The organism is Agrobacterium sp. O3.4 (genome assembly GCF_041414895.1).
GTDB lineage: Bacteria > Pseudomonadota > Alphaproteobacteria > Rhizobiales > Rhizobiaceae > Agrobacterium > Agrobacterium cucumeris.
Window position 1 is genome coordinate 75,129 of record NZ_JALPZP010000006.1, and the last position, 26,265, is coordinate 101,393.

The window sequence follows — 26,265 nt, forward strand, 5'->3', positions numbered from 1 at the left end:
CATGCTGCCTCTGAAGATAGAAAATCTTGCCGTCTCCTTTCCCGGACTGGCGGCTCCGGTTCTTGTTATCGACCATCTGGAAATCGCTGCCGGAAGCCACGTGGCGCTCACGGGTGGTTCCGGTTCGGGCAAGAGCACCCTCATCAACCTCATCGCCGGCCTTGAGCGCGTTAAGACCGGCCGCGTCGTGTGGGGGAACGAGAACATCGCTGATCTTGCCGAAGGCCGTCGCGATCGTTGGCGAGCTGCCAATATCGGCCTCGTCATGCAGGAGTTTTATCTTTTCCCCGGTCTCTCTGCACTGGATAACATCCTGTTGCCGGCCCGCCTGTCGCGCGTGGCGAATGCAGAGCTTATAAAACGTGCAGAATCCCTGTTTGCGACCGTTGGCCTCAAGCGCCCCGGACAGCATGTCGAGACCATGTCGCGGGGTGAAATGCAGCGTGTTGCCATCGCCCGGGCGCTGCTGCGCAGCCCCGGTGTCATCATTGCCGACGAACCGACGGCCAGCCTCGATCTCGAAAGTGGCGAGGCGGTGGGCGATTTGCTGCTTGCCGTTGCAGCCAGCACCGGCAGCACACTGATTGTCGCGAGCCACGATCAGCATTTGATCAGTCGCCTTGACCGGCGCCTGACCCTCAGTGGCGGCCGTCTCGTTGCCGATACTGAGCGGAAGGAGATCGCAGCATGATCGGTTTCATCCTTGCCGACCTGCGTCGCCTGTGGCTGGGCGGGGCCGTCGTGGTTCTGCTGGTGGCGCTGGCCACCGCACTTGGTGTGGCGGTCACGTTGCAGGAACGGTCTTTGCGTCTCGGCAGCGCCCGTGCTGCCGATAAATTCGACCTCGTCGTTGGCGCTGCCGGCAGCGAAACACAGTTGATCCTTTCATCCATCTTCCTGCAGGCGGCGCCCCTGCCGCTGGTGGATGGCACCGTCCTCACCCGGCTTGCCGCGGATCCGCGTGTTGCATGGGCCGCTCCTGTCGGATTTGGCGATTCTTTTGCCGGCTATCCCATTGTCGGCACGACGACGAGCCTCGTCAGCAACACCACGCCCGGTTTTGCCGAGGGCAGGATGTTTGCTTTGGAAGGCGAAGCGCTTCTGGGCGCTGCCGTCAACCTCTCCGTTGGCGCCGAGATCAAGCCGATGCATGGCACCGCCGAAACCGGCGGCCGCACCCATACCGAGATTGCCTACAAGGCCGTCGGCAAGCTGCAGCCGACCGGCACCCCCTGGGATCGCGCCATTCTCGTTCCCATTCAGGCTGTGTGGCACGTCCATGGTCTTGGCCAGGAACATGGCCATGATCATGACGAGGGCGAGCAGGAGAATCATGGTGAGAGCCATGGGGAAGGCCACGCGGCCGCGCGTGATGAGGGGCATCACGAGGATGGCCATGATCACGCCCATGAAGGCGGGGCACATCATGGGGATGGTAACTCGCATGTCGAAGGTGAGGCCGGCCACGCCGATGCCATTATTCAGATCGGCACGCCGCAGGAGCCAAAAGCTGCTTTGGTGCCCGGTGCCTCTCCGGGACATGCCGAGTCCGATCATCATGGCAGCATCGATCCCGATGCGCCGATCGTGGAGACCTTTGGCGAAAACATGCCCGGCCTGCCGGCCATTCTCGTCAAACCGAAGACGATTGCCGATGCTTATCGGCTGAGACAGGAATATCGCAGCGGCAACACGCTTGGCGTTTTCCCGGGTGAGGTACTGACGGGTCTTTATGCCACGCTTGGTGATGCCAAGATGGTTCTGGGGGCGGTCGCTGCCGGTTCGCAGGGATTGGTGGCGGCAGCGTTGATGCTGGTAACGGTAATCCATGTCGGGCAACGGCGCAGGCAGATCGGCGCATTGCGGGCATTCGGTGCGCCCCGCGGCTCGGTCTTCGCCATCGTCTGGCTGGAGCTTTTCTTTCTGGTGGCGCTTGGTGTCGGCATTGGTTTTCTGCTCGGGCTGGGCGCTGCCCATATCGGCGCGCAGCTGTTTACCGCAAAAAGTGGCGTGATCCTGCCGGTCGGCTTCACCCGCGAAGATTTGCGCCTTGCGCTTTTCCTGCTGGGTTTTGCCGCTGTTCTGGCCGCGATACCGGCGCTGCTTGCCTATCGCCAGTCTCCCGCAGCCGCACTCCGCGCCTGAGAGTACCTATAAGCCACGGTTTTTAGATCTATCGAATGGGGGCCAGTCGGGGTGACTGGCACGGTCGTGCCCCTTGTTTCGATCTTCATGCCGACAGATCGGGTTGTGTCGCCTGCAACCTGGCTTCGAACATGCCCTCCGGCGCGGGAAGCGAAAGGCGTAGATAAAATATAGTTTTTTTACTGCGGTCGCTTTTTGTGGCAGGCTTCCCCCACGCCTGCGAAATCGGCGGGAAACTGCGTGACACTGGAGGGACGAGATGGCTGAAAAGAAACCGGAAAGAGCTGCCGAAACCGCGGAGGTCACAGCTTCCGCTGTCACACCGAAACTTCTTTCAGGCGGCAATCCACAGATTGCCAAGGGGTACGGCGATGCGCCGGTGCAGGCCTATATTGCCGCCATGCCCGGCTGGAAAAGCCCGGTCGGAGCGCGGATCGACGCGCTGATTGAAAACCTGGTGCCGGGCGTGCGCAAGGCCGTAAAGTGGAACTCGCCTCTCTACGGCATGGAGGATGGCGTCTGGTTCCTCGGCCTTCACTGTTTTGCCAGATATATCAAAGTTAGTTTCTTCAACGGTGCGTCCCTGGAGCCGCCACCGCCCGGTGCGTCGAAGCAGCCGAAGGTTCGTTACCTGGATATTCACGAGGGCGCTTTCGATGAGGCGCAGTTCGCTGAGTGGGTGAAACAGGCAAGCCGGTTGCCGGGTGAAAAGCTCTAGGGCGGGGTGTTTCGTTAGGCCCTGCAGGGAAGGCAATGCCCCGGCATGGGCAGACGAATCATGTCCTGTTTTCCGCTCTGGAAAAGCCATGACGCCCGGCCGGTGATGAGAAATCGCGGGCGCCTCGATACAGTTTTTCCCTCGTGAAGAAAAACCGGCCGATCCGGTGGATTTCTGTTTACTTTTGCCGAAGTTGCACGCCATCACGCTGATTGAACTCGCTGCCAGGCGTATCGCAAACCATGGAGAATGAGATGAAAGCACTGGTGCTGGAAGAAAAAGGCAAGCTCTCGCTCAGGGATTTTGACATTTCGGGTGAACTCGGACCGAAGGATGTGCGCATCCGCACCCATACGGTCGGCATCTGCGGCTCGGATGTCCATTATTATACTCACGGCAAGATTGGCCATTTCATCGTCAATGCTCCCATGGTGCTCGGCCATGAGGCGTCGGGAACCGTCATCGAAACCGGTGCAGAGGTGACGCATCTGAAGGCCGGTGACCGTGTCTGCATGGAGCCTGGCATTCCCGACGCGACGTCGCGCGCATCCAAGCTCGGCATCTATAACGTCGATCCCGCCGTTCGCTTCTGGGCGACACCGCCGATCCATGGTTGCCTCACGCCTGAGGTCATCCACCCCGCCGCCTTCACCTACAAGCTGCCGGACAATGTGTCCTTTGCCGAAGGCGCCATGGTGGAACCCTTCGCCATCGGCATGCAGGCGGCACTCAGAGCGCGCATCCAGCCGGGCGATGTCGCCGTCGTCACCGGTGCCGGCCCGATCGGCATGATGGTGGCGCTGGCAGCACTTGCCGGCGGTTGCGCCAAGGTCATCGTTGCCGATCTCGCTCAGCCGAAGCTGGATATCATCGCCGCTTATGACGGTATCGAGACCGTCAACATCCGCGAGCGTAATCTTGCCGAAGCCGTGGCAGCTGCTACGGACGGCTGGGGCTGCGACATCGTCTTTGAATGCTCGGGCGCCGCACCTGCCGTGCTTGGCATGGCGAAACTGGCACGGCCCGGCGGTGCAATCGTGCTTGTCGGTATGCCGGTGGATCCGGTGCCGGTCGATATTGTTGGCCTGCAGGCCAAGGAGCTTCGGGTTGAGACGGTTTTCCGTTACGCCAACGTTTATGACCGGGCAGTTGCCCTCATCGCATCCGGCAAGGTCGATCTGAAGCCGCTTATTTCCGCAACCATTCCCTTCGAAGACAGCATCGCCGGTTTTGATCGTGCGGTGGAGGCACGGGATACGGATGTGAAGCTGCAGATTCTGATGCCGCAATAACGATCAGGCCAATTGCCCGCTGATGACTGAGCGGCAGATGCCCTGCGGAAAAGTATAAGCGCGAACTGCCGGTGATCGGTCGTTCGCGCTCTAAAAATTCATCAAATCTCTCCCCGACATGCATATTATATCGGCGTATCACGCAAAATTGCGCGAAAAAATCAGCGCAACTGCCAGCTTAATTGGCAGCCTCTGCATGCAACTATTCAATTTCCGACAAAAAAGAGTCAAAAAAGTATCGGTAATTTCCCCGGCTTGATGTGGAAGTAAATGCGCGGCAGGCCATATGCTCCCTGTTAACGCCTGGGACGAGCCATAAAGAGGAATGGCCTTGCTCCGCAAATACGGCGGACGTGACTGATGGGAGGAATATTAATGCAGCCCGATCTGGAACTGGTACACATCCGCAAGGGCGAATCCTTCGCTGCCTGGCGGCATGGCTATCCGTTCCGCACCGTGCGCTGGCATTATCATCCCGAATATGAAATTCACCTGGTCGTTGCCACGTCAGGCACGTTCTATATCGGTGATTTCGTCGGTCGCTTCACCCCCGGTCAGCTCATCATGACCGGTCCCAATCTCCCCCAGAACTGGATCAGCGAGATCGAGCCGGACGAGATCGTGCCGACACGCTCTCTCGTGATCCAGTTTCCGGAGAGCTTTATCGAGGATGCCTGCACCTCCATGGCCGAAATGGATGTGGTGCGCGCCCTGCTGGATCGCAGCCGCCGCGGCATTCTGTTTGACGACGAGACGAGCGACCGGGTTCGCCCGCTGGTGCTCCGGCTGATCGAGGCGCAAGGGCTGACGCGGCTTGCGCTTTTCTGGGAAATTCTCGACCTGCTCGTCAACGCGCCGTCTTCCGAGGTGCTGGCAAGCCTGAGCTATGAACTTGATCTGACCGGCATCGGCGACAGCGGCATCAACCGCGCTCTGTCGCATCTGCGCCAGCATCTGACGGAACAGGTCGAGGAAATCGATCTTGCCGACATGGTGGGCCAGAGCCCGAGTGCCTTTTCCCGTGCCTTCAAGCGTCATACGGGAACGACGCTGGTGCGGTATCGCAATCAGTTACGCATTGATCTTGCCTGCCAGATGCTCTTGGCGGATCAGGACGTGAAGGTGGCGGAGGTCTGCTACGATGTGGGCTTTTCCAACCTTTCGAATTTTAACCGGCATTTCCTGAAATTGAAGGGAATGTCGCCGTCGAGGTTCCGAACCATATTCGCAGCCCAGAAGGCAGCGGTCATGGCGGATTAAACCAGCGACACATCGCCGATTTTTACCAATTCGGGCAGAGGGCTGTCCGGAAACGGGCACTTGTTGCCCCAACTTTCCAAACGGGAGGAATAGTGAGATGAAAATGAAATCCAAGTTTCTGATGGCAACAGCCGCAATCGCAATGATGGCTGCTCCGGCGCTGGCGCAGGAAAAGCTGAAGATCGGCATGACCTTCCAGGAGCTGAACAACCCCTATTTCGTATCGATGCAGGAAGCGCTGAAAGAAGCCGCAGCAAGCATCGGCGCTGACGTTGTCGTGACCGATGCCGGCCACGATGTGGCAAAGCAGATTTCCGACGTTGAAGACATGCTTCAGCAGAAGATCGACATTCTGCTCCTCAACCCGACGGACAGCGCCGGTATCGAAGCCGCCGTGCATGCTGCAAAAGCTGCCGGCGTGATCGTCGTTGCTGTCGACGCCAACGCAAACGGCCCGGTCGACACCTTCGTCGGCTCGAAGAACCGTGACGCGGGCTACAAGTCATGCAAGCATCTCGGTGATGCGCTCGGCGGCAAGGGTGAAGTCGCGATCCTCGACGGCATTCCGGTCGTGCCGATCCTGCAGCGCGTTGAAGGTTGCAAGGCAGCGCTTGCCGAATTCGCCGACATCAAGCTGGTTGATACGCAGAACGGCCGTCAGGACCGCTCCGTTGCTCTCGGCGTCGTTGAAAACATGATCCAGTCGCGTCCGAACCTCGCCGGTATCTTCTCGGTGAATGATGGCGGTGCGATGGGTGCACTCGCCGCTATTCAGGGTTCCGGCAAGGACATCAAGCTGACCTCGGTAGACGGCGCTCCGGAAGCAGTGAAGGCGATTGCCGAGGGTGGTCCTTTCATAGAAACCACCGCGCAGTTCCCGCGTGACCAGGTCCGTGTCGGCCTTGCCATGGCGCTTGCCCAGAAGTGGGGCGCGCGCGTGGTGCCGAAGGAAGTCCCGATCGACGTTATGGTCGTCGACAGCAAAAACGCCGGCGAGTTCAGCTGGTAAGAACTCCTCCCAGGCCCCGTCCCCATCTAGTATGGGGGCGGGGTTAAATCCCGACCATTGAGGAGGGTGAAATGCTGGAACTGAATGGAATAAGAAAAAGCTTTGGCAAGATCGAAGTCCTGCGCGGCGTCGACCTTGAGGCGCGCGCCGGCGAGGTGCATGCGCTTCTGGGCGAAAACGGCGCCGGCAAGTCGACTTTGATGAAGATCCTGTGCGGCATTTTGCAGCCATCAGACGGTACGATCCGCATTGACGGCAAGGATCGCCGCTTCGCCAATTATGACGAGGCGATTGCCGCTGGCGTCGGCATCGTGTTTCAGGAATTCAGCCTGATCCCCTATCTCAATGCCGTTGAAAACATGTTTCTTGCCCGCGAGATCTGCGGGCCGCTTCGCCTTTTGAACAAGGGCGCCATGCGCAAGCGCGCGGCCGAGATCATGAGCCGTCTGGCCGTGGATGTTCCGCTCGACGTGCCGGTGCATCGCCTTTCGGTTGCCCAGCAGCAATTTGTCGAAATCGCCAAGGCACTGTCGCTGGATGCTCGCATTCTCGTGCTCGACGAGCCGACCGCGACGCTCACGCCGTCCGAGACCGAACATCTGTTCAAGGTCATGCGTGAACTGCGACGTCAGGGTGTGGCGATCATCTTCATTTCCCATCACCTCGAAGAAATATTCGAGATCTGCGACCGCATCACCGTTCTGCGCGATGGTGAGCTTATCGGTTCCTGCCTGACTTCGGAGGTCGACAATGACCGTCTGGTCGAGATGATGGTCGGCCGGCGCATCGAATCCAGCTTCCCGCCAAAGCCGCCGCTCGATCCTTCCGCCGCAAAAGTGATCGAAGTGGAAGAGCTGCAATTGAAGAAGGGCGGCCCCGTCTCGCGCTTTGCGCTGCGGAAGGGCGAAATTCTCGGCTTTGCCGGGCTTGTCGGCTCGGGCCGCACGGAAACGGTTCTCGCCATGTTGGGCGCGCATTCCGCCTCGCGCCGCAAGATCAAGGTCGATGGCGTGGACACGCGTTTTTCCGGCCCTGATGAAGCGCTGATGCGCGGCATCGGCTTGCTTCCGGAAAGCCGCAAGGAGGAGGGGCTGATCACCAGCTTCTCCATTTTGCAAAATATTTCGCTGAATAATTACCGCAAATACCGCAAGGCCCACTGGTTCCTCGATCTCAAAAAGGAACTGGAGCACACGACAAAGGCCATGGCGCAGGTGCAGGTGAAGGCGCAGGGGCCCTATGCCCGCGTCGACACGCTGTCGGGCGGCAACCAGCAGAAGATCGTGATTGCCCGCTGGCTGAACCATGACATGCGCGTGCTGATCTTCGACGAGCCGACACGCGGCATCGACGTTGGGGCGAAGGCGGAAATCTACTCGCTGATGCGCGAATTCGCCGCCAAAGGCTATTCGATCATCATGATCTCCTCGGAGCTGCCGGAAGTGATCGGCATGTCCGACAGGGTCTGCGTCTTCCGTTCCGGCGGCATCGTCGCCACGGTCGAGGGCGAAGACATCAATTCAGAAACAATAATGACAAACGCCACCACCGGGAGAGTTGAACATGTCGCTTGATGCAAACACCGGCGTTGCCGCGAAAACGGGCGGTTTCAGTCTCGGCGCCATGCTGCGTTCGCCGCTCGCCCTGCCTCTGGCGGGCCTGATTGTCGTATCGATCCTGATGGGGCTTGCGAGCGACAATTTCTTCAGCGTCAACAATATCATGAACGTGCTGCGGCAGGTTTCCGTCGTCGGCATTCTCGCCGTCGGCATGACCTTCGTCATCCTCACCGGCGGCATCGATCTGTCGGTCGGTGCGGTCATGGCGCTTGTCGGCACGCTGTCGGCCGGGCTTATGGTGAATACCGGCCTGTCTCCCGCGGTTGCCCTGCCGGCTGGCCTGTTCATCGGTCTCGGCATCGGTATCTTTAACGGTGCGCTCGTCGCCTGGGGCAAGATGCCGGCCATCATCGTCACGCTCGCCACCATGGGCATGGCACGTGGCCTCGGCCTCATCTATTCCGGCGGCTATCCGGTCAGCGGCATTCCGAGCTGGATTTCCTGGTTCGGCGTCGGTCGCGTCGGTGTCGTTCCCGTACCGGTCATCATCATGGTGGTGATTTATGCCATTGCCTGGGTGCTGTTGCAGCGCACGGCTTTTGGTCGCCACGTCTATGCACTCGGTGGCAACGAACTTGCCGCCCGCCTTTCGGGTGTGAAGACCCAGCGTGTCAAACTTGCCGTCTATGGCATTTCGGGTGTCACCGCAGCACTTGCCGCCCTCATCCTCACCGGCCGCCTGATGAGTGGCCAGCCCAATGCCGGCGTCGGCTTCGAACTGGATGCCATCGCAGCGGTCGTTCTCGGCGGCACGGCGATTGCCGGCGGCAGGGGTCTCATCCTCGGCACACTGATTGGCGCAGTGCTGCTCGGCATTCTCAATAACGGCCTCAACCTGATGGGTATCAATCCCTATCTGCAGGATGTCATCAAGGGCGGCATCATTCTGCTGGCCATCTATATCGGGCGCGAATGGCGCTGAGCCGGCCCGGAAATATCTTCATAAACGCAGGAGAATTAAATGTCTGAATCGCTGCAAGGCAAGATCGCGGTCATCACCGGTGCCGCATCCGGCATCGGGCTTGCCACAACAGAAGCGCTCTTGGAACAGGGCGCAACCGTGGTCATGGTCGACTGGAACGAGAAAGCCTTGAAAGACCTGGCTGCCAAGCTTGGTGACCGCGCCATCCCGCAGGTGACGAACCTGCTCGATGCCGACAGCTGCAATGCCATGATCCCGGAAATCCTTGGGAAGGTCGATCATATCGACATCCTCTATTGCAATGCCGGCACCTATATCGGCGGTGAGCTGACCGAAACGACGCCTGAAGCCATCGACAAGATGCTGAACCTCAACGTCAACGCCGTGATGAAGAATGTGCAGGCCGTCGTGCCGCACATGTCGGAGCGCAAGACGGGCGATATCATCGTCACCTGCTCGATCGCCGGTCATTTCCCGACCTATTGGGAGCCGGTCTATTCGGGCTCGAAATGGGCGATCACCAGCTTCGTGCAGGGCATGCGCCGCCAGATGATCCCGCACGGCGTGCGCGTCGCACAGGTCTCTCCCGGCCCGGTCGTCTCCGCACTTCTGGCGGACTGGCCGGAGGAAAACCTCCGCAAGGCCAAGGAATCGGGTAGCCTTATCGATGCGAGCGAAGTGGCCGATGCCGTTGTCTACATGCTGACGCGCAAGCGTACCGTCACCATCCGCGACATGCTGGTTCTCCCGACCAACTTCGACCGCGTTTAAAAACTTCTGGAGCGGCTGGGGAAATCGGAACCGGTCCAGCCGCTCCATATCGTTCAAGCACCGGATGATCCGCTCCGAGGAGTATCGCAAATGGCTTCCTACCTTGTTGGCGTCGATGTCGGGACAGGCTCGGCGCGGGCCGGTGTCTTCGATGTCGCAGGCAGGCTTCTCGCTACCGCCAAGCGCCCGATCAGCATGCACCGTGAGGATGGCGGCATTGCCGAACAGTCGAGCGGTGAGGTGTGGCAGGCGGTTTGCGACAGCGTGCGCGAAAGCGTTTCGCGCGCCGGCATTAATCCGGCCGAAGTTGCCGGCATCGGTTTCGATGCCACCTGCTCGCTGGTTGTTCGCGGGCCTGGTGATGAGACCCTGCCGGTCGGCGCTGCCGATCATCCCGAACGCGATATCGTCGTCTGGATGGATCATCGCGCCGTCGAACAGGCGGAGCGCATCAACGCCGGCGAACATGCCGTCCTGAAATATGTCGGCGGCCGCATCTCTCCCGAAATGCAGACGCCGAAGCTTTTGTGGCTTCGTGAAAACCGGCCGGATGTCTATGCCCGTGCCGAGCATTTCTTCGACCTGACGGATTTTCTGACATGGAAGGCTTCCGGCGCGCTTGATCGTTCCGCCTGCACGGTAACCTGTAAGTGGACCTATCTTGCTCATGAAAACCGTTGGGATGCGGAATATTTCAACCACATAGGGCTTGGCGATCTCGCCGAACAGGGCTTCCGCCGCATCGGTGAAAGCGTCGTCCATCCGGGCACGGCGCTGGGTAACGGCCTGACCGAAGAGGCGGCAAAAGCCATGGGGCTGGTTGTGGGCACGGCGGTTGCGGCGGGCCTGATCGATGCCCATGCCGGCGGTGTTGGCACGGTGGCTGCGGGCGGCGATGCATCGCGATGCCTCGGTTACGTCTTCGGCACCTCTTCCTGCACCATGACCACCACCACTGACCCCGCCTTCGTGCCGGGTGTCTGGGGGCCTTATTATTCCGCCATGGTTCCTGGCGCTTGGTTGAATGAGGGCGGCCAGTCCGCCGCCGGCGCGGCCATTGATTATCTGGTGCAGTTGCATCCTGCCTTTGCCGAGGCGAAGGTGCTTGCCGAGAAGGAAGGCAAAGCCTTGCCGGTTTGGCTTGCCGACCGCGCGCTTAGCCTTGCCGCATCCGCTTCCGCCGCAGCGGAAGTCGCCGAAGATTTTCATGTGGTGCCGGAGTTCCTCGGTAACCGTGCCCCCTTTGCAGATCCCCATGCCCGCGCCATCATTGCCGGCTACGGTATGGAAACCGGTGTGGATTCGCTCGTCGCGCTTTATGTGGCGGGGCTTCTCGGCCTCGGTTACGGGCTTCGCCAGATCATCGAAACACAGGCCCGCAACGGCGCGCCGGTGGAAACCATCAGTGTTAGCGGTGGGGCCGGCGCTCATCCGCTTGCCCGGCAGTTGCTGGCGGATGCGACTGGCCTCCCGGTCGAACTCACCGAATGTGAAGAGCCGGTGCTTCTCGGATCTGCGATGCTTGGCGCGGTTGCCGCCGGAACCTATCCGGACCTGATGGCGGCGATGCCCGCCATGTCGCGGATCGCCAGCTGTGCTTCGCCTGATCCTGCATTTCAGAAGGTTCATCAGTCGCGGTACGACGCATTTCTGGCCCTGCAAAATGCGGCGCGCGCCATTCGATCCGCCAGCCATTCCTGAACCGCGTCACAAGTTTAGATCATCCGGCCGTATTGGCCGCAAAATAACGAGGATTCCATGCAGTTTTCTGGAAAGTCCGTCATCATCACTGGCGCAGGTAAAGGCATCGGCCGCGCCTGTGCGCAGCTGATGGCCGCACGCGGTGCGGAAGTGGTGGCGATCAGCCGCACGCAGTCCGATCTCGACAGCCTGAAAAGCGAAATCGGCGGCCGTTCGATCCGCGTCGATCTTGCCGATGTCGCCGCCACCCGTGCCGCCATGGCGGAAGCTGGCCCGTGCGACTTCCTGATCAACAGTGCCGGCATCAATGTGCTGGAAAGCGTGCTCGACATGAGCGATGCGGGTTATGAGGCGGTGCTGGGCATCAACTTGCGCGCCGCTCTCGTCACCTGCCAGGAATTTGCCCGCGCCCGTGTCGCCAAGGGTGGCGGTGGCGCAATCGTCAACATCACATCCATCGCCGGCCATCGCGGTTTTCAGGATCACCTGTGTTACGCAGCGTCGAAGGCAGGTCTTGAAGGCGCAACCCGTGTTCTCGCCAAGGAGCTTGGCGCGCACGGTATCCGCGTTAATGCCGTTGCCCCGACGATCACGCTCACCGAACTGGCGGCGGAAGCCTGGAACGATCCGGTCAAGAGCCAGCCGATGATGGTTCGCCATCCGCTTAACCGTTTTGCCGAAGCTGAAGAGGTGGCACAGAGCATCGCGCTGCTGCTGTCGGATGACAGCAAGATGATTTCCGGCGCCGTATTGCCTGTGGATGGCGGTTTCCTCGCCGTTTGAGACAGGACAAGCTGGTCTCAAAGCGGATCGCTGAAAACCACTAAAACGAATGCGCGGGGTGCAGGATGCACCGCCGCGCATTTCATTTTTATGATGTGGCGTTGTCAGGTCAGGTCCGGATGTCGGCCGACGAGTTCTTCACGTTTGGTCTGCAGAATCCTCTTCTGCTCCTCCAGTTTGACGAGTTCCTCGTCAATCTCCTCGACGCTTTTTTCAATATGCAGATATTGCTCGGCCAGAAGCGATTTCGCTTCCTTTCGGCTGGAGGCATTTGGTGTATCGCCATATAGCGGCCGGTTGGCCGTTTCCTTCAGGAAGAAGGTCGTGACGATGCCGAAGACGGCTGCGACCATGAGGTAATAGGCCGGCATGTAGATGTTCTCGGTTATCTCTACCAGCCAGGCGGTTACCGTTGGTGTCAGCCCGGCGACGATGATCGAGATGTTGAACGCGATTGCCAAAGCGCTGTAGCGGATGCGGGCCGGGAAGAGGGCGGGCAAGGTCGAGGCCATGATGCCGATCAGGCAATTGAGCGCGACTGCGAGAATGAGCAGCCCGAAGAATATCTGCACCACCTGGCCACTGGCGATGAAATGAAAGGCCGGCAGCGAGAACAGCAGGATCGCCGTGCTGCCAACGGCAAGAAAAGGCTTGCGGCCAATCCGGTCGCTGAGCAGCCCGATTGCAGGCTGGACGAACAGCATGCCGACCATGACAGCAATGATGATGAGAACGCCGTGATCTTCGCTGTAATTCAGCGTTTTCGACAGATAGGTCGGCATGTAGGTGAGCAGCATGTAATAGGTCACGTTGGTGACGAGAACCATGCCGATGCAGATCGCCAGCGATCGGGTATGCTCTCTGGCGATTTCCGCGATCGGCACCATCGGCCGCTCCTTGAGCGACTGGCGGTCTTCTTCTTCAGCACGCTGCAGCCGTTCGGTAAAGGCTGGCGTTTCTTCCGCGGCGTGGCGGAGATAAAGGCCGATGAGCCCGAGCGGCGCGGCGAGGAAGAACGGGATGCGCCAGCCCCAGTCGAGGAATTTCGCCTCTCCCAGGGCAGTGCTGAGCAGCACGACGAACCCCGCGCCAAGCACGAAGCCGGCAATCGAACCGAAATCGAGCCAGCTTCCGAGATAACCGCGTTTGCGGTCCGGTGCATATTCCGCCACGAAGATGGCCGCACCGGTATATTCGCCGCCGACGGAAAAGCCCTGAACGAGCTTGCAGAGCAGCAAAAGGATCGGCGCCCATATGCCGATGGTCGCGTAACCCGGAATGAGGCCGATGCAGAAGGTGCTGGCCGCCATGATGATGATGGTGAGAGAGAGGACTTTCTGCCGCCCGAACCTGTCACCCATCGCACCGAAGAAAATGCCACCGAGAGGACGAATGAGAAACGGCACCGAAAATGTTGCCAGCGCCGCCACCGTCTGAACCGCGGGAGCAGCTTCGGGAAAAAAGACCTTGCCGACAGCGTACGCGACAAAACCGTAAACGCCGAAGTCGAACCACTCCATGGCATTGCCGAGGGCGGCGGCGGTAACGGCTTTTTTGACCTTTTCGTCATCGATGACGGTCACGTCGTCAATGCTCAGCGGGCTGGCCTGAATCTGACTGTTCAATTGTTGTCCCCTTGAATGCCTTGCAATCAATTATTGCGCGCAATGAAAATGCCTGACATGCGCAAGCGTTCCATTTGCCGGCGGAAGCGGGCAGGGAGTGACCCATATAAACGAACGCCCGGCAAATGGCCGGGCGCTTCTGAAGTCTGGTGGGATGGATTTAGTGACGATGCTCGGGCATGTCCTTCAACTGGTCCTTCGTCCATGACGTAACCGCGTGGACATCACCGTCCTCATCCCGCATGAAATCGAGATCGCTGAGCGGCACGGCCACGGGCTTTGCGCCGATGCCGAGGAAGCCGCCGACATCGATGATGGCGGTGCTGCCGGCTCCAACACCGTGGACATGGTCAACCTTGCCGACCTTGTGGTCGTCCGCACCATAAACGGTCGCTCCTTCGAGCACCGAAGGTGTGAGTTCCGTTTCAACCAGACGTACGTGATTGGTGTGATCCATTGTTCTTCCTCCTGTCTTGGTTTGCACAAAACAAACTCCCGCACTGCAAAACCGTTCCATCCAATTTTGCGGCGGGCAAAGGCAGGTTATTTCTCATCGGTACATTGTTGGGTCCCTGGCGGATGCCCGTCCGAACAACTGGAGGAGCAGGCAGCCCTTCTGCGGGAGGCACTTGGTCCTCCTCTCCCTGCCGGCTGAAAAAGGGCGGCCGTTTGCTTCTACCATCAGGTCAACTCGCAATGGCAGCTTGTGACTTTCCTGCGCTGTTGCGGGTCGCCGCGCGGCGTCCAGAAAGAAATTCATCGACATCCTCTTCTCGCAGCGGCGGCGCATAAACATAGCCCTGCACCAGCGTGGCACCGAGGCCTTCAAGGGCTGCAAGCTCTTCCGGTGTTTCGACCCCTTCCACCACACATTCCAGTCCCATATCCCGGCTGAGGGTGAGAAGCGATTTGACGATCTTGTAGCTCGCCGGCTTTTCGTGCAGGTCGGTCACGAAACTGCGGTCGATCTTGATCTTGGTGAGAGGCAGGGCGTGCAGCCGCGTCAGGCTGGAATAACCCGTGCCAAAATCATCCAGAGAAATCCCGCAGCCGAGACGCCGCAACATTTCGACCGACTGCCTGACCTGCTCGAAATCATGCGCAAAGGCCGTTTCGGTAATTTCAAGGTCAAGACGCCGTGCATCGAAGCCGCTGTTTTCGATGATGCCGATCAGGGACAGCACGCCTTCGCAGGAATTGAGATCATGGGCCGAGAGATTGAATGATAGCCTGATGGAGGGCTGCCATTGTGATGCGGAAGCGAGCGCCTTTTTGAGAAGCGGTCGCGTCAGCGAACTGACGATACCAGCCCGCTCGGCGATGGAGAAGAATTGGGTGGGCGGCACATGCCCGAGGATCGGGCTATGCCAGCGCGCCAGCGCCTCAAAACCGTCGGTTCCTCCATCGCGTATATCGACGATTGGCTGGAACACCACTGAAAGCTCGTTTTCCATATCGCGCTGCTTGAGCAGATGTTCGATGCGGGCTTCGATATTGATCTGCTTTTCGTGTTCCGCGTCGAATAGCACGGCATCGCCGCGCCGGGTCTTCTTGGCATGATAAAGGGCATAATCTGCCCTGTCGAAAAGCTGTTCCAGCGTGGAGGCGAGATTTGGAAAGACGGCTATCCCCATCGAGGCGGAAACATGCACCGTTCCCTCCGGCATATGGTAGGGCGCTCTTAGCTGTTCTGAAATTGCATTGGCATTGGCAACGAGCTGCACATCATCGGGTATGATCGGAGCAACGATGGCAAATTCGTCGCCGCCCAGCCGGAACGCCCTGCTGGCTTTCAGATTGGCGGTAAGGCGTTTGCTGACATTGACCAGCAGTCTGTCGCCGACGGAGTGTCCATAGAGGTCGTTGACCGGCTTGAAGCCGTCGAGATCGATGACGCCCAATGCCAGCCGGGTTCCTGCGGCTCTGGCCTTTTCCAGCTCGACTTCCAGATGGGTGAAAAAAGCGCGGCGATTGGGTAGCTCGGTCAGGCTGTCCATATTGGCAAGCAGCAGGTTCTCGTTGCTCAGCGCTTCCGTACGCTGCTGCGAGACGACCATACGTTCGAAATTGCGGTAGTTGGTCAACAGGATGGACATCATGCCGGCGCAGACCAGCAGAACATTGATGGCAATGGCGATGAATGTCGGTTGCCGTGAAGCCAGAAAGAAGACGATGAATGCGCCGTTGACGATGAGGGTGACAATGAATGCGGCAGATCTCACATACATCAGACAGAAGATGCAGGAAATCACCGTGATCGCCATGTAGAAGGCGACGTGAGACTGCATATAGGCGTCCCCGTAAGGCACCAGCAAAAAAGACCATAGCGTGAATGCCATGGCGATGCCGACCGCCAGGCGGTTTGTGCGCTGGAGTGCCGCATGGGCCATTTTCGGCTTCGGATCGATGCCGCGCGTCTTCCACCAGAATGCGACCCGGAGCGTGCAGCCAAGGGTGAAAAGACTGGGAACTCCAATGGTGAGCCAAAACGGCGCCAGTTGCATATGCGTAATGGCCAGCGCCCATGTACTTGAAAGCAGTATGAAATACATCATCGGCATCTGCCGTGTGAAGGCGCGATACTGTGCTTTCAGCAAGTCCGGATTGTCAGATCGAACAGACATGAAATTTTGAAATTTTTGTTTGGCAGTTAGTATTTTCATTGGCCGCTCATCAAGTAGAGAGCGGCGTTGATAACATAAATACAGTTACATCATTGAAAATACACAGGGTTAATCGAGGGAAAACCATATCAACCTCGAGATGTGTACAATTGTCTGTCGCAACACATCATTTGCATTGGTCAAAGTGCGCTGATACGTCTTGAGTGATCCAGAACAAGCGTTTAATTCAGCGCCATCAATTGCGATGGATATCCTGCACGGGCAGGATTGGCCATGTCCGATCCGAAACAATCAATTCCTCCAAAAATCGCGCTTGAAAACATTGAACGCGCGTGCAATATGAACACGCGTTCACTCTAAGGGAAATGGTTGTTGCGCATGGACTCGATGCCTTATCCGGATACATTGACGGCTCGCGCCGAACTCTGCCGCAGCGTTATTCTTTCCGCCGGGGAACTGGTGCTGAAAGGCTTTCAGGGCGAAGCGACGCGCAGCTTTTCGATGAAGGGGCCGCAGGACTTTCTGACCGTGACGGATGCTGCCTCCGAAGCGCATATTCGCGGCGCCATCGCGGCGTGTTTTCCTGACGACAGTTTTTTCGGAGAAGAAGGCGGTGGGGAGATTGGCGAGCGCGTCTGGGTGGTGGATCCCATCGACGGGACTGCGAATTTCGCCCGCGGCATTCCACATTTCTGCATCTCCATCGCTTATGTCGAAAACGGTCGAACCGAGCTCGGCGCGATCTATAATCCCGCGCTTGACGAGCTTTATTTCGCCCGTCGCGGGGAGGGGGCGACGCGCAACGGCTTGCCGATCCGGGTGTCGGAGACGGAGCGTTTCGATGCGGCGTCGATCGAAATGGGCTGGTCGACCCGCGTGGCGAATGACATCTATCTCGATGTCGTCAAGAACCTGCTCGATATGGGCACCAATGTCCGCCGCGCGGGTTCTGGGGCCATGGCGCTTGCCTATGTGGCTGATGGCCGCTCCGATGCCTATCTCGAATTGCATATGAATTCATGGGATTGTCTTGCGGGACTGCTACTCGTCAGCGAAGCTGGCGGCGATGTCTGCCCTTTCCTGGAAATCGGTAGTCTTGAGGATGGCGGGCCGGTGCTGGCGGCAGCCGGTGGCGTTGCCAAAGGTGTGAGTGAGGCATCGAGCATACCTCTGGCCGAGCGGCAGCCATCCGGTGGGCAGCGGGTCGCATCGGCCTGATTTTAGGCGAAGCTTAGCCCTCGAAAGGGCGGCTTGGCGCATGTGGAGGAATGACATGGATGGACCCGTTTATGCCCGGCCTGCAATCAGCCTGATTGCGGAAGGGCTCGGCCCGCATAATGCTGCGCTTTACATCGGCGGCAGCGATGGTGCGAGCGATCTCGGGCTCCTGCGCCGGCACGGCATTACCACTGTCGTCAATTGCGCCGTCAACCTCGATATCAATCTCGTGCAGGCGGCGGCGGAAGAGGGCGACAGACGCCCCGTGGGTTATGGCGATATCCGCTATTACAAGCTTGGCCTGATCGACGGAGAAGGCAGCCCCGACACGATGATGCTGGGGGCCTATTATATTCTTGACGGCGCGCTTCGCCAGACCATGCCGAAACGCGAAACCTATCCGTTTCCCGATGGCGGCAATGTGCTGGTCAATTGCCGCAGTGGCCGCAGCCGCTCCGTTTCGCTGGTGGCGCTTTTCCTCCATAAGCAGCAGCCGCATCTTTACCCCACCCTTGACGACGCGGTTTCCGTGATCCGCACCAGGCGGGAATTGCGGCCCGACGAATGGTTCGAGACGCCGAAACCCATGCTTTATGCCGCCGCCCGCCGTGCTTCCGACTGGATCGACATGGTTGAAGGCAGAAAGACCGTCCAATCATGCTGACACGTGCGCTTCCCTCCGTTGCCGTCATTGCCGACGCGCATTTTCATGATACCGCCGCCGATTTCGGATTTCCGGGCATCGAGATCGATGGCGAGCGCATCACCATGCGCAGCTGGTCGGACACGCGCGAATCTACCCGGGTTTTCAACGAGAGCGCCGATGCGCTGCATGCGGCGCTGGAAGAGGTGCGGCAGCGCGGCATTCGCCATGTGGTGCTGCTGGGCGACTATACCGATGACGGCCAGCGGGCGACCAGCGAAACGCTGAAGGGCATTCTGGAGCAGCATCGCGATGCCCATGGCACCGCCTTTTATGCATTGCCCGGAAACCACGATATTTTCGGCCCGCGCGGCCGGCACCATACCAAGGAATTCCTGACAGAAAATGGCCGATGCCTTTCCGTTTCGAGCGATGCACGGCGGGCCGGAGACCAGGTTGTCATCAGCGACCGGATGTATTGCGAGGGCTATCCAGTGGGCCTCGGCCCCATGGCGGCTTTCGGATACTTCCGCCAGCCGGACTACATTCATTGGGAAACGCCGTTCGGTCTCTCCGACTTGGCGGAGGACCGCCTATACGAGGTGCGCTCGCCCGATGGCCGCAATGTCTACCAGCTGATGGATGCCTCCTATCTCGTCGAGCCGGAGCCGGGTCTCTGGTTACTGATGATCGACGCCAATATTTTCGAACCGCTCGACGGTGCGTTCGAAAATGGTGAGGAAGCAGCTTTTACCGACAGCACCTCCGGCGGCTGGAATGCGCTTTTGCGCTGCAAGCCCTTCATCATCGACTGGATTGCCGATGTGCGTCATAGGGCAGAGGCGCTCGGCAAAACGTTGCTTGGCTTTTCCCACTATCCGGCGCTCGATCCTTTTGATGGCGCAAGCGGTGCCGAGGGCGCGCTGTTCGGCGACACCAATGTCGTGCGCCGCACGCCGCGCAAAGCGGTGGAGGATGCGCTGCGCGACGCCGGGCTTGCCATCCATTTCAGCGGGCACCTGCATGTGGAAGGTGTAACAAGGCGCGAGGAAGGGGAGAATTCGCTCACCAATATCGCCGTGCCGTCGCTGGTGGCCTTTCCGCCCGCCTTCAAGGTTGTCCACCCATCGCGGCAGGAAATCACTGTGGAGACGGTGGAGATGGACGCTCTACCGATCAACAGCCGCATTTGCCGAGGCTATGCGCAGGAAATGGTGTTGGCCGGCGAAGATGAGGACCGGGCATTTACGGCGGGTAACTACGGTGAGTTTCTGCTTGGCCACAAACGGGCGCTGATCAGGCACCGTTATTTCATCAAGGAATGGCCGGCCGAGGTGGTAGCGGCCGTTGCGGATAAAACCGTGCAGGATGTTATTGGCCTGATTGTAAAAAAGGGCACATCCACATCGGACGGTCTCGCGCTGGCTTCTGAATTGCCGATGTTCGAGCTGATTGCCGATTGGTATTGCCTGCGTCAGGGTGCGGGTCTTGCCCTGCCGCATATCCAGCCAGAGCGGCTTTCGCTCTATCGGGTACTTGCGGAACGCTTCGGCCGCGAGGCGGATTGCCACGACGGTTCCGTTCAAAGCTTTATCGAAATCTTCTTCGGTGCGCTCGGCCTGTTTCTGGAACGTGCTGAAGGCAGTTCGCGTGATCTCACGCTTCAGCTCCCTCAACGATATGAGCGCGTAGCGGTTTGATCTGAAGGTTTTGCAACGGGCCGCCGCATCGCAGCCCGGAGTGCAGACCGGCGGCATGGACGACAAGCGAGGTGATCCGATGGAATCGGTCGTTGTCAGCATCAATCTGTTCGGCGCGGTGGCGCTGCTGCTTTTCGGCCTTGCGCAGATCAAGGACGGCATGTCGCGCGCATTTGGCGCCAGGCTTCGCACCGGTCTTGCAGCCGGCACACGGGGCGGTTTTCGCTCCTTCGTTGCCGGTCTCGTGGCGACGATCGCCTTGCAGAGTTCGACCGCAACCGCGTTGATGGTCGCTTCTTTCGTTGAAAAAGACCTTATCGCGCCGGCCATGGCGCAGATCGTGCTGCTGGGGGCCAATGTTGGCACCGCGATGACCGCGTGGATTGTCGCGCTCGGGCTCGGCTGGCTGTCGCCGATGCTCATCCTCGCTGGCGTCATCCTGCTACGGGAAAAATCGGCGCAGCGGCAGGGAGCGGGTGCGGCCCTTGCCGGCGTCGGCCTGATGCTGCTTTCCCTGCACCTTCTTTCCGCGGCGACCGATCCGATCAGACAATCTCCGGCGCTTGGTCTCTTCATTTCATTGCTTGGCAATGCCTGGCCGGTGGCGCTGATTTTCTCCGCCGTCCTGGCGGTACTGGCATCTTCCAGTCTGGCGATTGTGGTTCTCATCCTGTCGCTCGCAGCAAGTGGCGGCATCGAAACGAGCCTTGTCATCGTGCTGGTGCTCGGTGCCAATCTCGGCGGTGCGGTGCCGCCGGTGCTGGCAACGCTGAAAGCGCCGATTGCGGCGCGGCGGGTGACTGTCGGCAACCTCATCGTCAGGGCCATCGGCTGTCTTCTGGCCCTGCCTCTTGCCGGATATGGCGCAGTGCTTCTGGATATGTCGCCCTTTTCGCACGCCAATCTCGCTGTTGATGCGCATCTTTTCTTCAATCTGGCTGTTGCCGCCATCGCATGGCCGCTCTCGCCGCTGCTTTTGCGGGTAACGAAGGCAATGCTGCCGGAAAAAGAGGGAGGCGAAAGCAGCCACAGCTATCTCGACAGTCACGATCTCGATCAGCCGGTTGCAGCACTTGCCGGTGCGAGCCGCGAGGTGCTGCTGGTCGGCGACCTGATCGAGCGCATGCTGCGGCAGGCAAATGGGGCGATGCGCGATAGCGACGTCGCGAAACTCAACGACATCAGCACGCTGGAAGGCCGGGTCGACCGTATTCAGCATGACATCAAGGTCTATGTCTCGAAGGTCGGGCATGACGGGCTTTGCCGCAAAGACCAGCGCCGCGCGATGGATATCGTCGAATATGCCATCAATCTCGAACATATCGGCGATATCATCGAGAAAGGCATCCGTCCGGAAATCGCCAAGAAGATCGATCTTGGCCTGCAGTTTTCTGCTGACGGCAAGAATGAGCTGGAGCGTCTTTTCGCCGTCACACTGGATAATATCCGCATGGCCCAATCGGTTTTCGCGACCCGCAATGCTGATCTTGCCCGCCGGCTGGTGGAAGTGAAGGAAGATGTGCGGCGCCTCGAAAAGCAGTCTTCGGAGCGCCATCTGCAGCGCCTGCGCGACGGCCGGGCCGATAGCATCCAGACCAGCTCCGTGCATCTGGACATGCTGCGCGACCTCAAACGCATCAACGCCCATATCGCCGCCGTTGCTCATCCGATCCTCGATGAAAGCGGCCTCCTGATCGAAAGCCGCATCAAGCAGGTTGGTTAGCGCGCGGTGATGCGCTCGACCATGGAAACGGGCACGACCTGAAGCCGGGTTTCCGGCAGGTCGCTGTCGAGTGCGGTCAGGACTTTCTCGGTCAGCGCGTCGAAGGATTGGGCAACGGTGGTCAGTTGATAGCTTTTCCAGCCGGCCTGCGGAATATCATCGAAACCGACGATCGAGAGATCTTCCGGCACCCGGCGACCCATTTCCAGACGTGCGGCGTCCATGAAACCGAGCGCCAGCAGATCGGTCACGCAGAATGCGCCATCGATCGCCTTGTCGGCCAGCAATTCGCAACCGGCCTGATAACCGCTGTCATAGCTCGTTGGTCCGCCGGACCAGGGAACGACCTCGATGCCTTCGATGGTCATGCGCTGGGTGAAGGCGCCGGCGCGGCGCAGCTGCGCCGGGGTCTGGCTGCCGCTGGAAATGACCGCGACCTTGCGGCACTTGGCCGCCACAAGCCGCATGGCGGCAAGGTCGGCCCCGTGGGAATCGTCGCTCAGCACCATATTGGTGTCAGTGCGGTCGAGACGCTGGTTGATGAGGATGAGGCGCACGCCATTGGCGATGCATTCATCAACGATCGAAGCCGGCGGTTCGCCGGAGAGAACGACGATCGCCTGGGCGCGGAACTCGAAAAGAAGCTCGATCAGCGGCGCGATGTCCTTGCGCGCATCCGCCGCATTCAGCAGCAGGCATTGCAGGCCGCGGCGCAGAAGGCCGATGCTGAGCAGATCAAGCTGCTTTGAAATGAAGGGCGAACTCAGATTGGCGCCGACGACACCGATGAGGTTGGAGCGATCATTATTAAGGCCCTGCGCCAGACGATTGACGCGGTAGCCAAGTTCCTGCGCGGCTTTCAGCACCTTGCGCCGCACCACCTTCGAAACGCTCCCGCCGGGAGTGAAGGTGCGCGAGACGGCGGAGCGCGAGACCCCGGCCTTTTTTGCCACCTCTTCGGCTGTCACGAACCCTCTCGCCATTCAACTCCCCCGGTTGCGAAATCCTATGCCTGATATCACAGGCGATGTGGCGTCGGCTATTCCAATCGAAATTTTTCGGCTGCCTGCCGCTGCGCTTGAGTGGGATGACCGCGCACATCCCGGGTAAATGTCTCATTCGTTCCATTGCCCTCGCGTCGGGAAAAACATTCCTCTGAATGTCGCGCTCAAAAAATTACAGTTTTGTGACAAAAAGACGTTTTAAAACAAATAAATAAGATAGTGATCACGTGTGCATTTTTTCGTTGACAAAACGTCTTTTAAGACGGATCATGCATTCCAAGGTGAAGTGAGTTATGGAATTTTTATTCTACCTCCGCTTTGCCGGCGATGTTTTCGGGAGGAGCTGGGATCATCGTTGTGGGCGGGTTGGAAGCCCGCTTCTGAAGCATTGATGCATTGTTGAAGGTCACGCACGCGCCGTCTGTTTTTCAGGCTTCGCGAAGGCAGATGCTTGCCGGCGTGTCAGGGCAATGGCGTGGCCATACGGGGAGAGATAATGGCTCTTTTAAGCGAATCGACGAAGGCGGAGGCATTGGGGCGTCCCCCTGCGACCGCGCCTTCGGCATGGCAGGCCTGGCGATACCGCCTCAAGGTCGCGCTCCGGGAGCCGACGACGCTGATCGGCGTTCTGACGGCCCTGCTTTTTACCTATCTGATCGTCGTTCCGATCATTTCGATTATTCTCGACGCCGTCCGCGTCCAGTTCGGCCATGAACGGCGTCTTGGCAAGGATGTTGGCGACCTCACGCTTTATTATCTCGACAGGGCGTTTTTCTCGCCTGTCGCGACAGACCTCTTCTGGCGGCCGCTCTTTAACACGCTGACAGTGGCTTTCGGGGCGATCGCGCTTTCGCTGGTCATCGGCACCGTGCTTGCCTGGCTTATCAGCCGGACGGACATGTTCGGCCGCCGCTGGTTCGCCACCGCGCTGATCGTGCCCTATATGCTGCCGGCCTGGACCTTTGCGCTGGCGTGGACGACCCTGTTCAAGAACCGCACCGTTGGCGGCCAGCCCGGCTGGTTCGAGGCTATCGGCCTCACACCGCCGGACTGGGTTGCCTATGGGCGTTTCCCGATCACCATCATCCTTGCCCTGCATTATACGCCTTTCGTCATCCTGCTGTTCGGCTCGGCGCTTCGCCGCTTCGACTCGCAGCTTGAAGATTCCGCCCGCATTCTCGGTGCACACCGTTATCAGGTGGCCTTGCAGGTCATCATGCCGCTGATGCGCCCGGCGCTGTTGTCTTCCATGGTGCTGATCTTTGCGAAGTGCCTCGGTGAATTCGGCGTACCCTATGTTCTCGGGCTGCCCGTGAAGTTCGAAGTCCTGTCCACCTCGTTGTTCCGCAGCATTGCTTCGCGCCAGACCGGTGTTGCCGGTGTCGTTGCGGCCTCAATCATGCTCATCGGCATCGTCACGCTGATGATCGATGCCCGCCTCGTTCGCGAAGCGCGCCGGTTCGTGACCATCGGTTCGAAAGGCTCGATGAACCGGCAAAACCGCCTCGGCAAGATGCGGCTTCCGGCAACCGGCTTTGCGGCTGCCATCTTCATCCTCAGCGTCGGTCTGCCGCTTCTGACGCTGGCGCTCTCGACCATCATGAAAATGCCGGCCAAATTCACGCTCGACAACTTCACGCTCGATTACTGGATTGGCACCAACCTCAACACCGTTGCTCTGCAGACCGGCGTTCTTTTGAGCCCCGATCTATGGGCGGCGGCGAAAAACACGATGATGATCGTCGGGCTTGCCTCGCTGACATCAGGCGTTCTCGGTCTCCTGGTCGGTTATGTCGTCATCCGCACGCCGGTGCGCGCCCTTTCGGTCTATCTGCGACAGGTAACGTTCCTGCCCTATCTCGTGCCCGGCATCGCTTTTGCCGCCGCCTATTTGTCGCTGTTTGCCGTTCCGCGCGGGCCGATGCCGGCGCTCTATGGCACGGTGACGATCCTCATACTGGCGCTGATTGCCGACCAGATGCCCTATGCCTCACGCGCCGGCATCTCGGCCATGACGCAGCTTGGAAAGGACCCGGAAGAGGCGGCGCAGATTGCCGGCGCCGGCTGGTTCCGTCGCATGATCTCCATCGTCATCCCGATCCAGAAGGGATCGCTGGTGACGGGGGTTCTCCTGCCCTTCATCTCGGGCATCAAGGGCTTGAGCCTCTTCGTCATCCTGGCCGTGCCGAGCACGGACGTGCTGACCACCTATTCGCTGCGACTGGTCGATTACCACTACACGCAGGCCGCCAACGCCGTGGTGCTGATCATCGCCGGCATCGCCTATTTCGGTACGCAGTTGGCCCAGAAACTGACCCGCACAAATCTTGCAGAAGGACTTGGAAGCTGATGCCTACCATCAACCTGCGCGGTGCGCAGAAAAACTACGGTGTGAATTCCGCAAATGCGGTTTCCGATCTCGATCTTGAAATCCGTGACGGCGAGTTCATGTGCCTGCTCGGCCCTTCCGGCTGTGGCAAGACCACGACGCTGCGGATGATCGCCGGCCTCGAAAACCTCTCCGGCGGGGAAATCCGCGTCGGCGACCGGGTGATCGATTCCGTTACCGATGGCATCTTCGTGCCGCCGGAAAAGCGTGAAATGGGCCTGGTCTTCCAGAGCTATGCGCTGTGGCCGCATTTGACGATCGAGCGCAACACGGATTTCGGCCTGCGTCTGCGCAAGCTGCCGAAGGCCGAACGTGAAGCCCGTGTCGAACGCGTCATGCAGGCGCTCGATATCGCCAAATATCGCGATCGTTACCCGTCGCAGCTTTCCGGTGGCCAGCAGCAGCGCGTGGCGCTTGCCCGCATGCTGGCCGTCAATCCCGGCGTTCTGCTTCTGGACGAACCACTCTCCAATCTGGATGCCCGGCTGCGGCTGGAAATGCGCGCCGAACTGAAGCGGCTGCACAAGGAGTTCAAGACCACCATCGTCTTCGTGACGCACGACCAGTGGGAAGCCATGACGCTTGCCACCACCATCGCCGTCATGAACGAGGGCACGCTGCAGCAGATGGGCACGCCGAACGATATCTATGATCGCCCGGCCAACCGCTTCGTCGCCGAATTCGTCGGCAGCCCGCCGATCAATATCCTGACCTTCGGCCAGCCCGGCGTCTCCGATGTTGCCGATAAGGGGGAGGCCTATTTTGCAGCGCGTTATCCGCAGCTGCGCGGCATTGCCTCGGTCGGCATGCGGCCGGAGGCGATGGGTTACGTGATGAAGCCGGAAGACGTGCCACAGGGCAGCTTCTCCGGCGAGATGACGGTGACGGGCGTATTGCCAACCGGCGGCAGCTGGATTCTTGAACTGAGAAGTGAAAACCACACGCTGTTCCTCACCACTCATTCCCTGCCGCGTATCGACAGCGGCGACCGCGTGTTTTTCCACGTGCCGCCGGAAGCCCTGCACGCTTTCGATGCAAAGGGACAGCGGGTCACCGAGGCAGACGCCGTTCTACGCAACAGCACCTACAACTGAAAACGCCGGCAAAAACGGCTGAAGG

21 protein-coding genes are annotated in these 26,265 nt (G+C 59.5%); 17 read left to right on the forward strand and 4 right to left on the reverse strand.

The window, feature by feature from the left end; translation table 11 throughout:
* The first annotated feature begins 1 nt into the window (after nt 1).
* The 11 genes from M0412_RS21855 (at nt 2) to M0412_RS21905 (ending at nt 12,220) form a co-directional block, all read left to right on the forward strand.
* On the forward strand, nt 2-691 hold the full coding sequence (locus M0412_RS21855; protein WP_269702364.1) for an ABC transporter ATP-binding protein: 690 nt from the start codon (nt 2-4) through the stop codon (nt 689-691).
* Nucleotides 688-2,145 carry an FtsX-like permease family protein gene (locus tag M0412_RS21860; RefSeq protein ID WP_142842957.1) on the forward strand — a complete coding sequence of 486 codons (1,458 nt, stop codon included), beginning with the start codon at nt 688-690 and terminating at the stop codon, nt 2,143-2,145. Before M0412_RS21855 ends, M0412_RS21860 begins: the two co-directional genes overlap by 4 nt.
* 259 nt (nt 2,146-2,404) lie before the next feature.
* Entirely contained in the window at nt 2,405-2,863 is a 459-nt protein-coding gene (locus tag M0412_RS21865) for a DUF1801 domain-containing protein (RefSeq protein WP_142842956.1), read from the forward strand.
* 254 nt (nt 2,864-3,117) lie between these two features.
* Nucleotides 3,118-4,155: an NAD(P)-dependent alcohol dehydrogenase gene (locus M0412_RS21870; RefSeq protein ID WP_142842955.1), complete on the forward strand. Its 1,038-nt coding sequence runs from the start codon at nt 3,118-3,120 to the stop codon at nt 4,153-4,155.
* Between the two features lie 375 nt (nt 4,156-4,530).
* Nucleotides 4,531-5,415: a helix-turn-helix domain-containing protein gene (locus M0412_RS21875; protein WP_269702367.1), complete on the forward strand. Its 885-nt coding sequence runs from the start codon at nt 4,531-4,533 to the stop codon at nt 5,413-5,415.
* 97 nt (nt 5,416-5,512) lie between these two features.
* Nucleotides 5,513-6,424 carry an ABC transporter substrate-binding protein gene (locus tag M0412_RS21880; protein WP_080820364.1) on the forward strand — a complete coding sequence of 304 codons (912 nt, stop codon included), beginning with the start codon at nt 5,513-5,515 and terminating at the stop codon, nt 6,422-6,424.
* A gap of 71 nt (nt 6,425-6,495) precedes the next feature.
* Entirely contained in the window at nt 6,496-7,998 is a 1,503-nt protein-coding gene (locus M0412_RS21885; RefSeq protein WP_269702372.1) for a sugar ABC transporter ATP-binding protein, read from the forward strand.
* Complete coding sequence (locus M0412_RS21890; protein ID WP_142842952.1) at nt 7,988-8,965, forward strand: ABC transporter permease; 978 nt, start codon at nt 7,988-7,990, stop codon at nt 8,963-8,965. Before M0412_RS21885 ends, M0412_RS21890 begins: the two co-directional genes overlap by 11 nt.
* Nucleotides 8,966-9,004: 39 nt before the next feature.
* On the forward strand, nt 9,005-9,736 hold the full coding sequence (locus tag M0412_RS21895; RefSeq protein ID WP_269702374.1) for an SDR family oxidoreductase: 732 nt from the start codon (nt 9,005-9,007) through the stop codon (nt 9,734-9,736).
* Nucleotides 9,737-9,826: 90 nt separating this feature from the next.
* Nucleotides 9,827-11,437 carry an FGGY-family carbohydrate kinase gene (locus tag M0412_RS21900; protein WP_269702376.1) on the forward strand — a complete coding sequence of 537 codons (1,611 nt, stop codon included), beginning with the start codon at nt 9,827-9,829 and terminating at the stop codon, nt 11,435-11,437.
* 57 nt (nt 11,438-11,494) lie between these two features.
* Entirely contained in the window at nt 11,495-12,220 is a 726-nt protein-coding gene (locus M0412_RS21905; protein ID WP_065117861.1) for an SDR family oxidoreductase, read from the forward strand.
* A gap of 104 nt (nt 12,221-12,324) precedes the next feature.
* Here the strand turns inward: M0412_RS21905 and proP are convergent, their stop codons facing one another.
* The 3 genes from proP to M0412_RS21920 all read right to left on the reverse strand — a co-directional run bounded on the left by proP (nt 12,325) and on the right by M0412_RS21920 (nt 16,508).
* The gene (gene proP / locus M0412_RS21910; protein ID WP_269702380.1) at nt 12,325-13,845 is read right to left on the reverse strand and encodes a glycine betaine/L-proline transporter ProP; all 1,521 of its coding nucleotides are present in this window, start codon (nt 13,843-13,845) and stop codon (nt 12,325-12,327) included.
* 160 nt (nt 13,846-14,005) lie between these two features.
* A complete protein-coding gene (locus M0412_RS21915; RefSeq protein ID WP_003522015.1) occupies nt 14,006-14,302 on the reverse strand; it encodes a PRC-barrel domain-containing protein in 297 nt (98 codons plus the stop codon).
* A 229-nt stretch (nt 14,303-14,531) separates the two neighbouring features.
* A complete protein-coding gene (locus M0412_RS21920) occupies nt 14,532-16,508 on the reverse strand; it encodes a bifunctional diguanylate cyclase/phosphodiesterase (protein WP_269702393.1) in 1,977 nt (658 codons plus the stop codon).
* A 339-nt stretch (nt 16,509-16,847) separates the two neighbouring features.
* Here M0412_RS21920 and M0412_RS21925 point away from each other — a divergent pair, with 339 nt between their 5' ends.
* The 4 genes from M0412_RS21925 to M0412_RS21940 all read left to right on the forward strand — a co-directional run bounded on the left by M0412_RS21925 (nt 16,848) and on the right by M0412_RS21940 (nt 21,753).
* The gene (locus tag M0412_RS21925; protein ID WP_142842949.1) at nt 16,848-17,687 is read left to right on the forward strand and encodes an inositol monophosphatase family protein; all 840 of its coding nucleotides are present in this window, start codon (nt 16,848-16,850) and stop codon (nt 17,685-17,687) included.
* Nucleotides 17,688-17,742: 55 nt separating this feature from the next.
* Nucleotides 17,743-18,351 carry a dual specificity protein phosphatase gene (locus M0412_RS21930; protein WP_269702395.1) on the forward strand — a complete coding sequence of 203 codons (609 nt, stop codon included), beginning with the start codon at nt 17,743-17,745 and terminating at the stop codon, nt 18,349-18,351.
* Nucleotides 18,345-20,030 (forward strand): metallophosphoesterase, encoded by a 1,686-nt coding sequence (locus tag M0412_RS21935; protein WP_269702397.1) that lies wholly within the window; start codon nt 18,345-18,347, stop codon nt 20,028-20,030. Before M0412_RS21930 ends, M0412_RS21935 begins: the two co-directional genes overlap by 7 nt.
* A 79-nt stretch (nt 20,031-20,109) precedes the next feature.
* Nucleotides 20,110-21,753 carry a Na/Pi cotransporter family protein gene (locus M0412_RS21940; RefSeq protein ID WP_142843015.1) on the forward strand — a complete coding sequence of 548 codons (1,644 nt, stop codon included), beginning with the start codon at nt 20,110-20,112 and terminating at the stop codon, nt 21,751-21,753.
* Here the strand turns inward: M0412_RS21940 and M0412_RS21945 are convergent.
* Nucleotides 21,750-22,736: a LacI family DNA-binding transcriptional regulator gene (locus M0412_RS21945; protein ID WP_142842946.1), complete on the reverse strand. Its 987-nt coding sequence runs from the start codon at nt 22,734-22,736 to the stop codon at nt 21,750-21,752. The genes M0412_RS21940 and M0412_RS21945 overlap by 4 nt on opposite strands.
* 517 nt (nt 22,737-23,253) lie before the next feature.
* On the opposite strand from M0412_RS21945, the gene M0412_RS21950 reads away from it, so the two are divergent.
* Both M0412_RS21950 and M0412_RS21955 read left to right on the forward strand, forming a co-directional pair.
* A complete protein-coding gene (locus tag M0412_RS21950) occupies nt 23,254-25,107 on the forward strand; it encodes an iron ABC transporter permease (RefSeq protein ID WP_269702399.1) in 1,854 nt (617 codons plus the stop codon).
* A complete protein-coding gene (locus tag M0412_RS21955; protein WP_046801011.1) occupies nt 25,107-26,240 on the forward strand; it encodes an ABC transporter ATP-binding protein in 1,134 nt (377 codons plus the stop codon). Before M0412_RS21950 ends, M0412_RS21955 begins: the two co-directional genes overlap by 1 nt.
* Nucleotides 26,241-26,265: the final 25 nt, after the last annotated feature.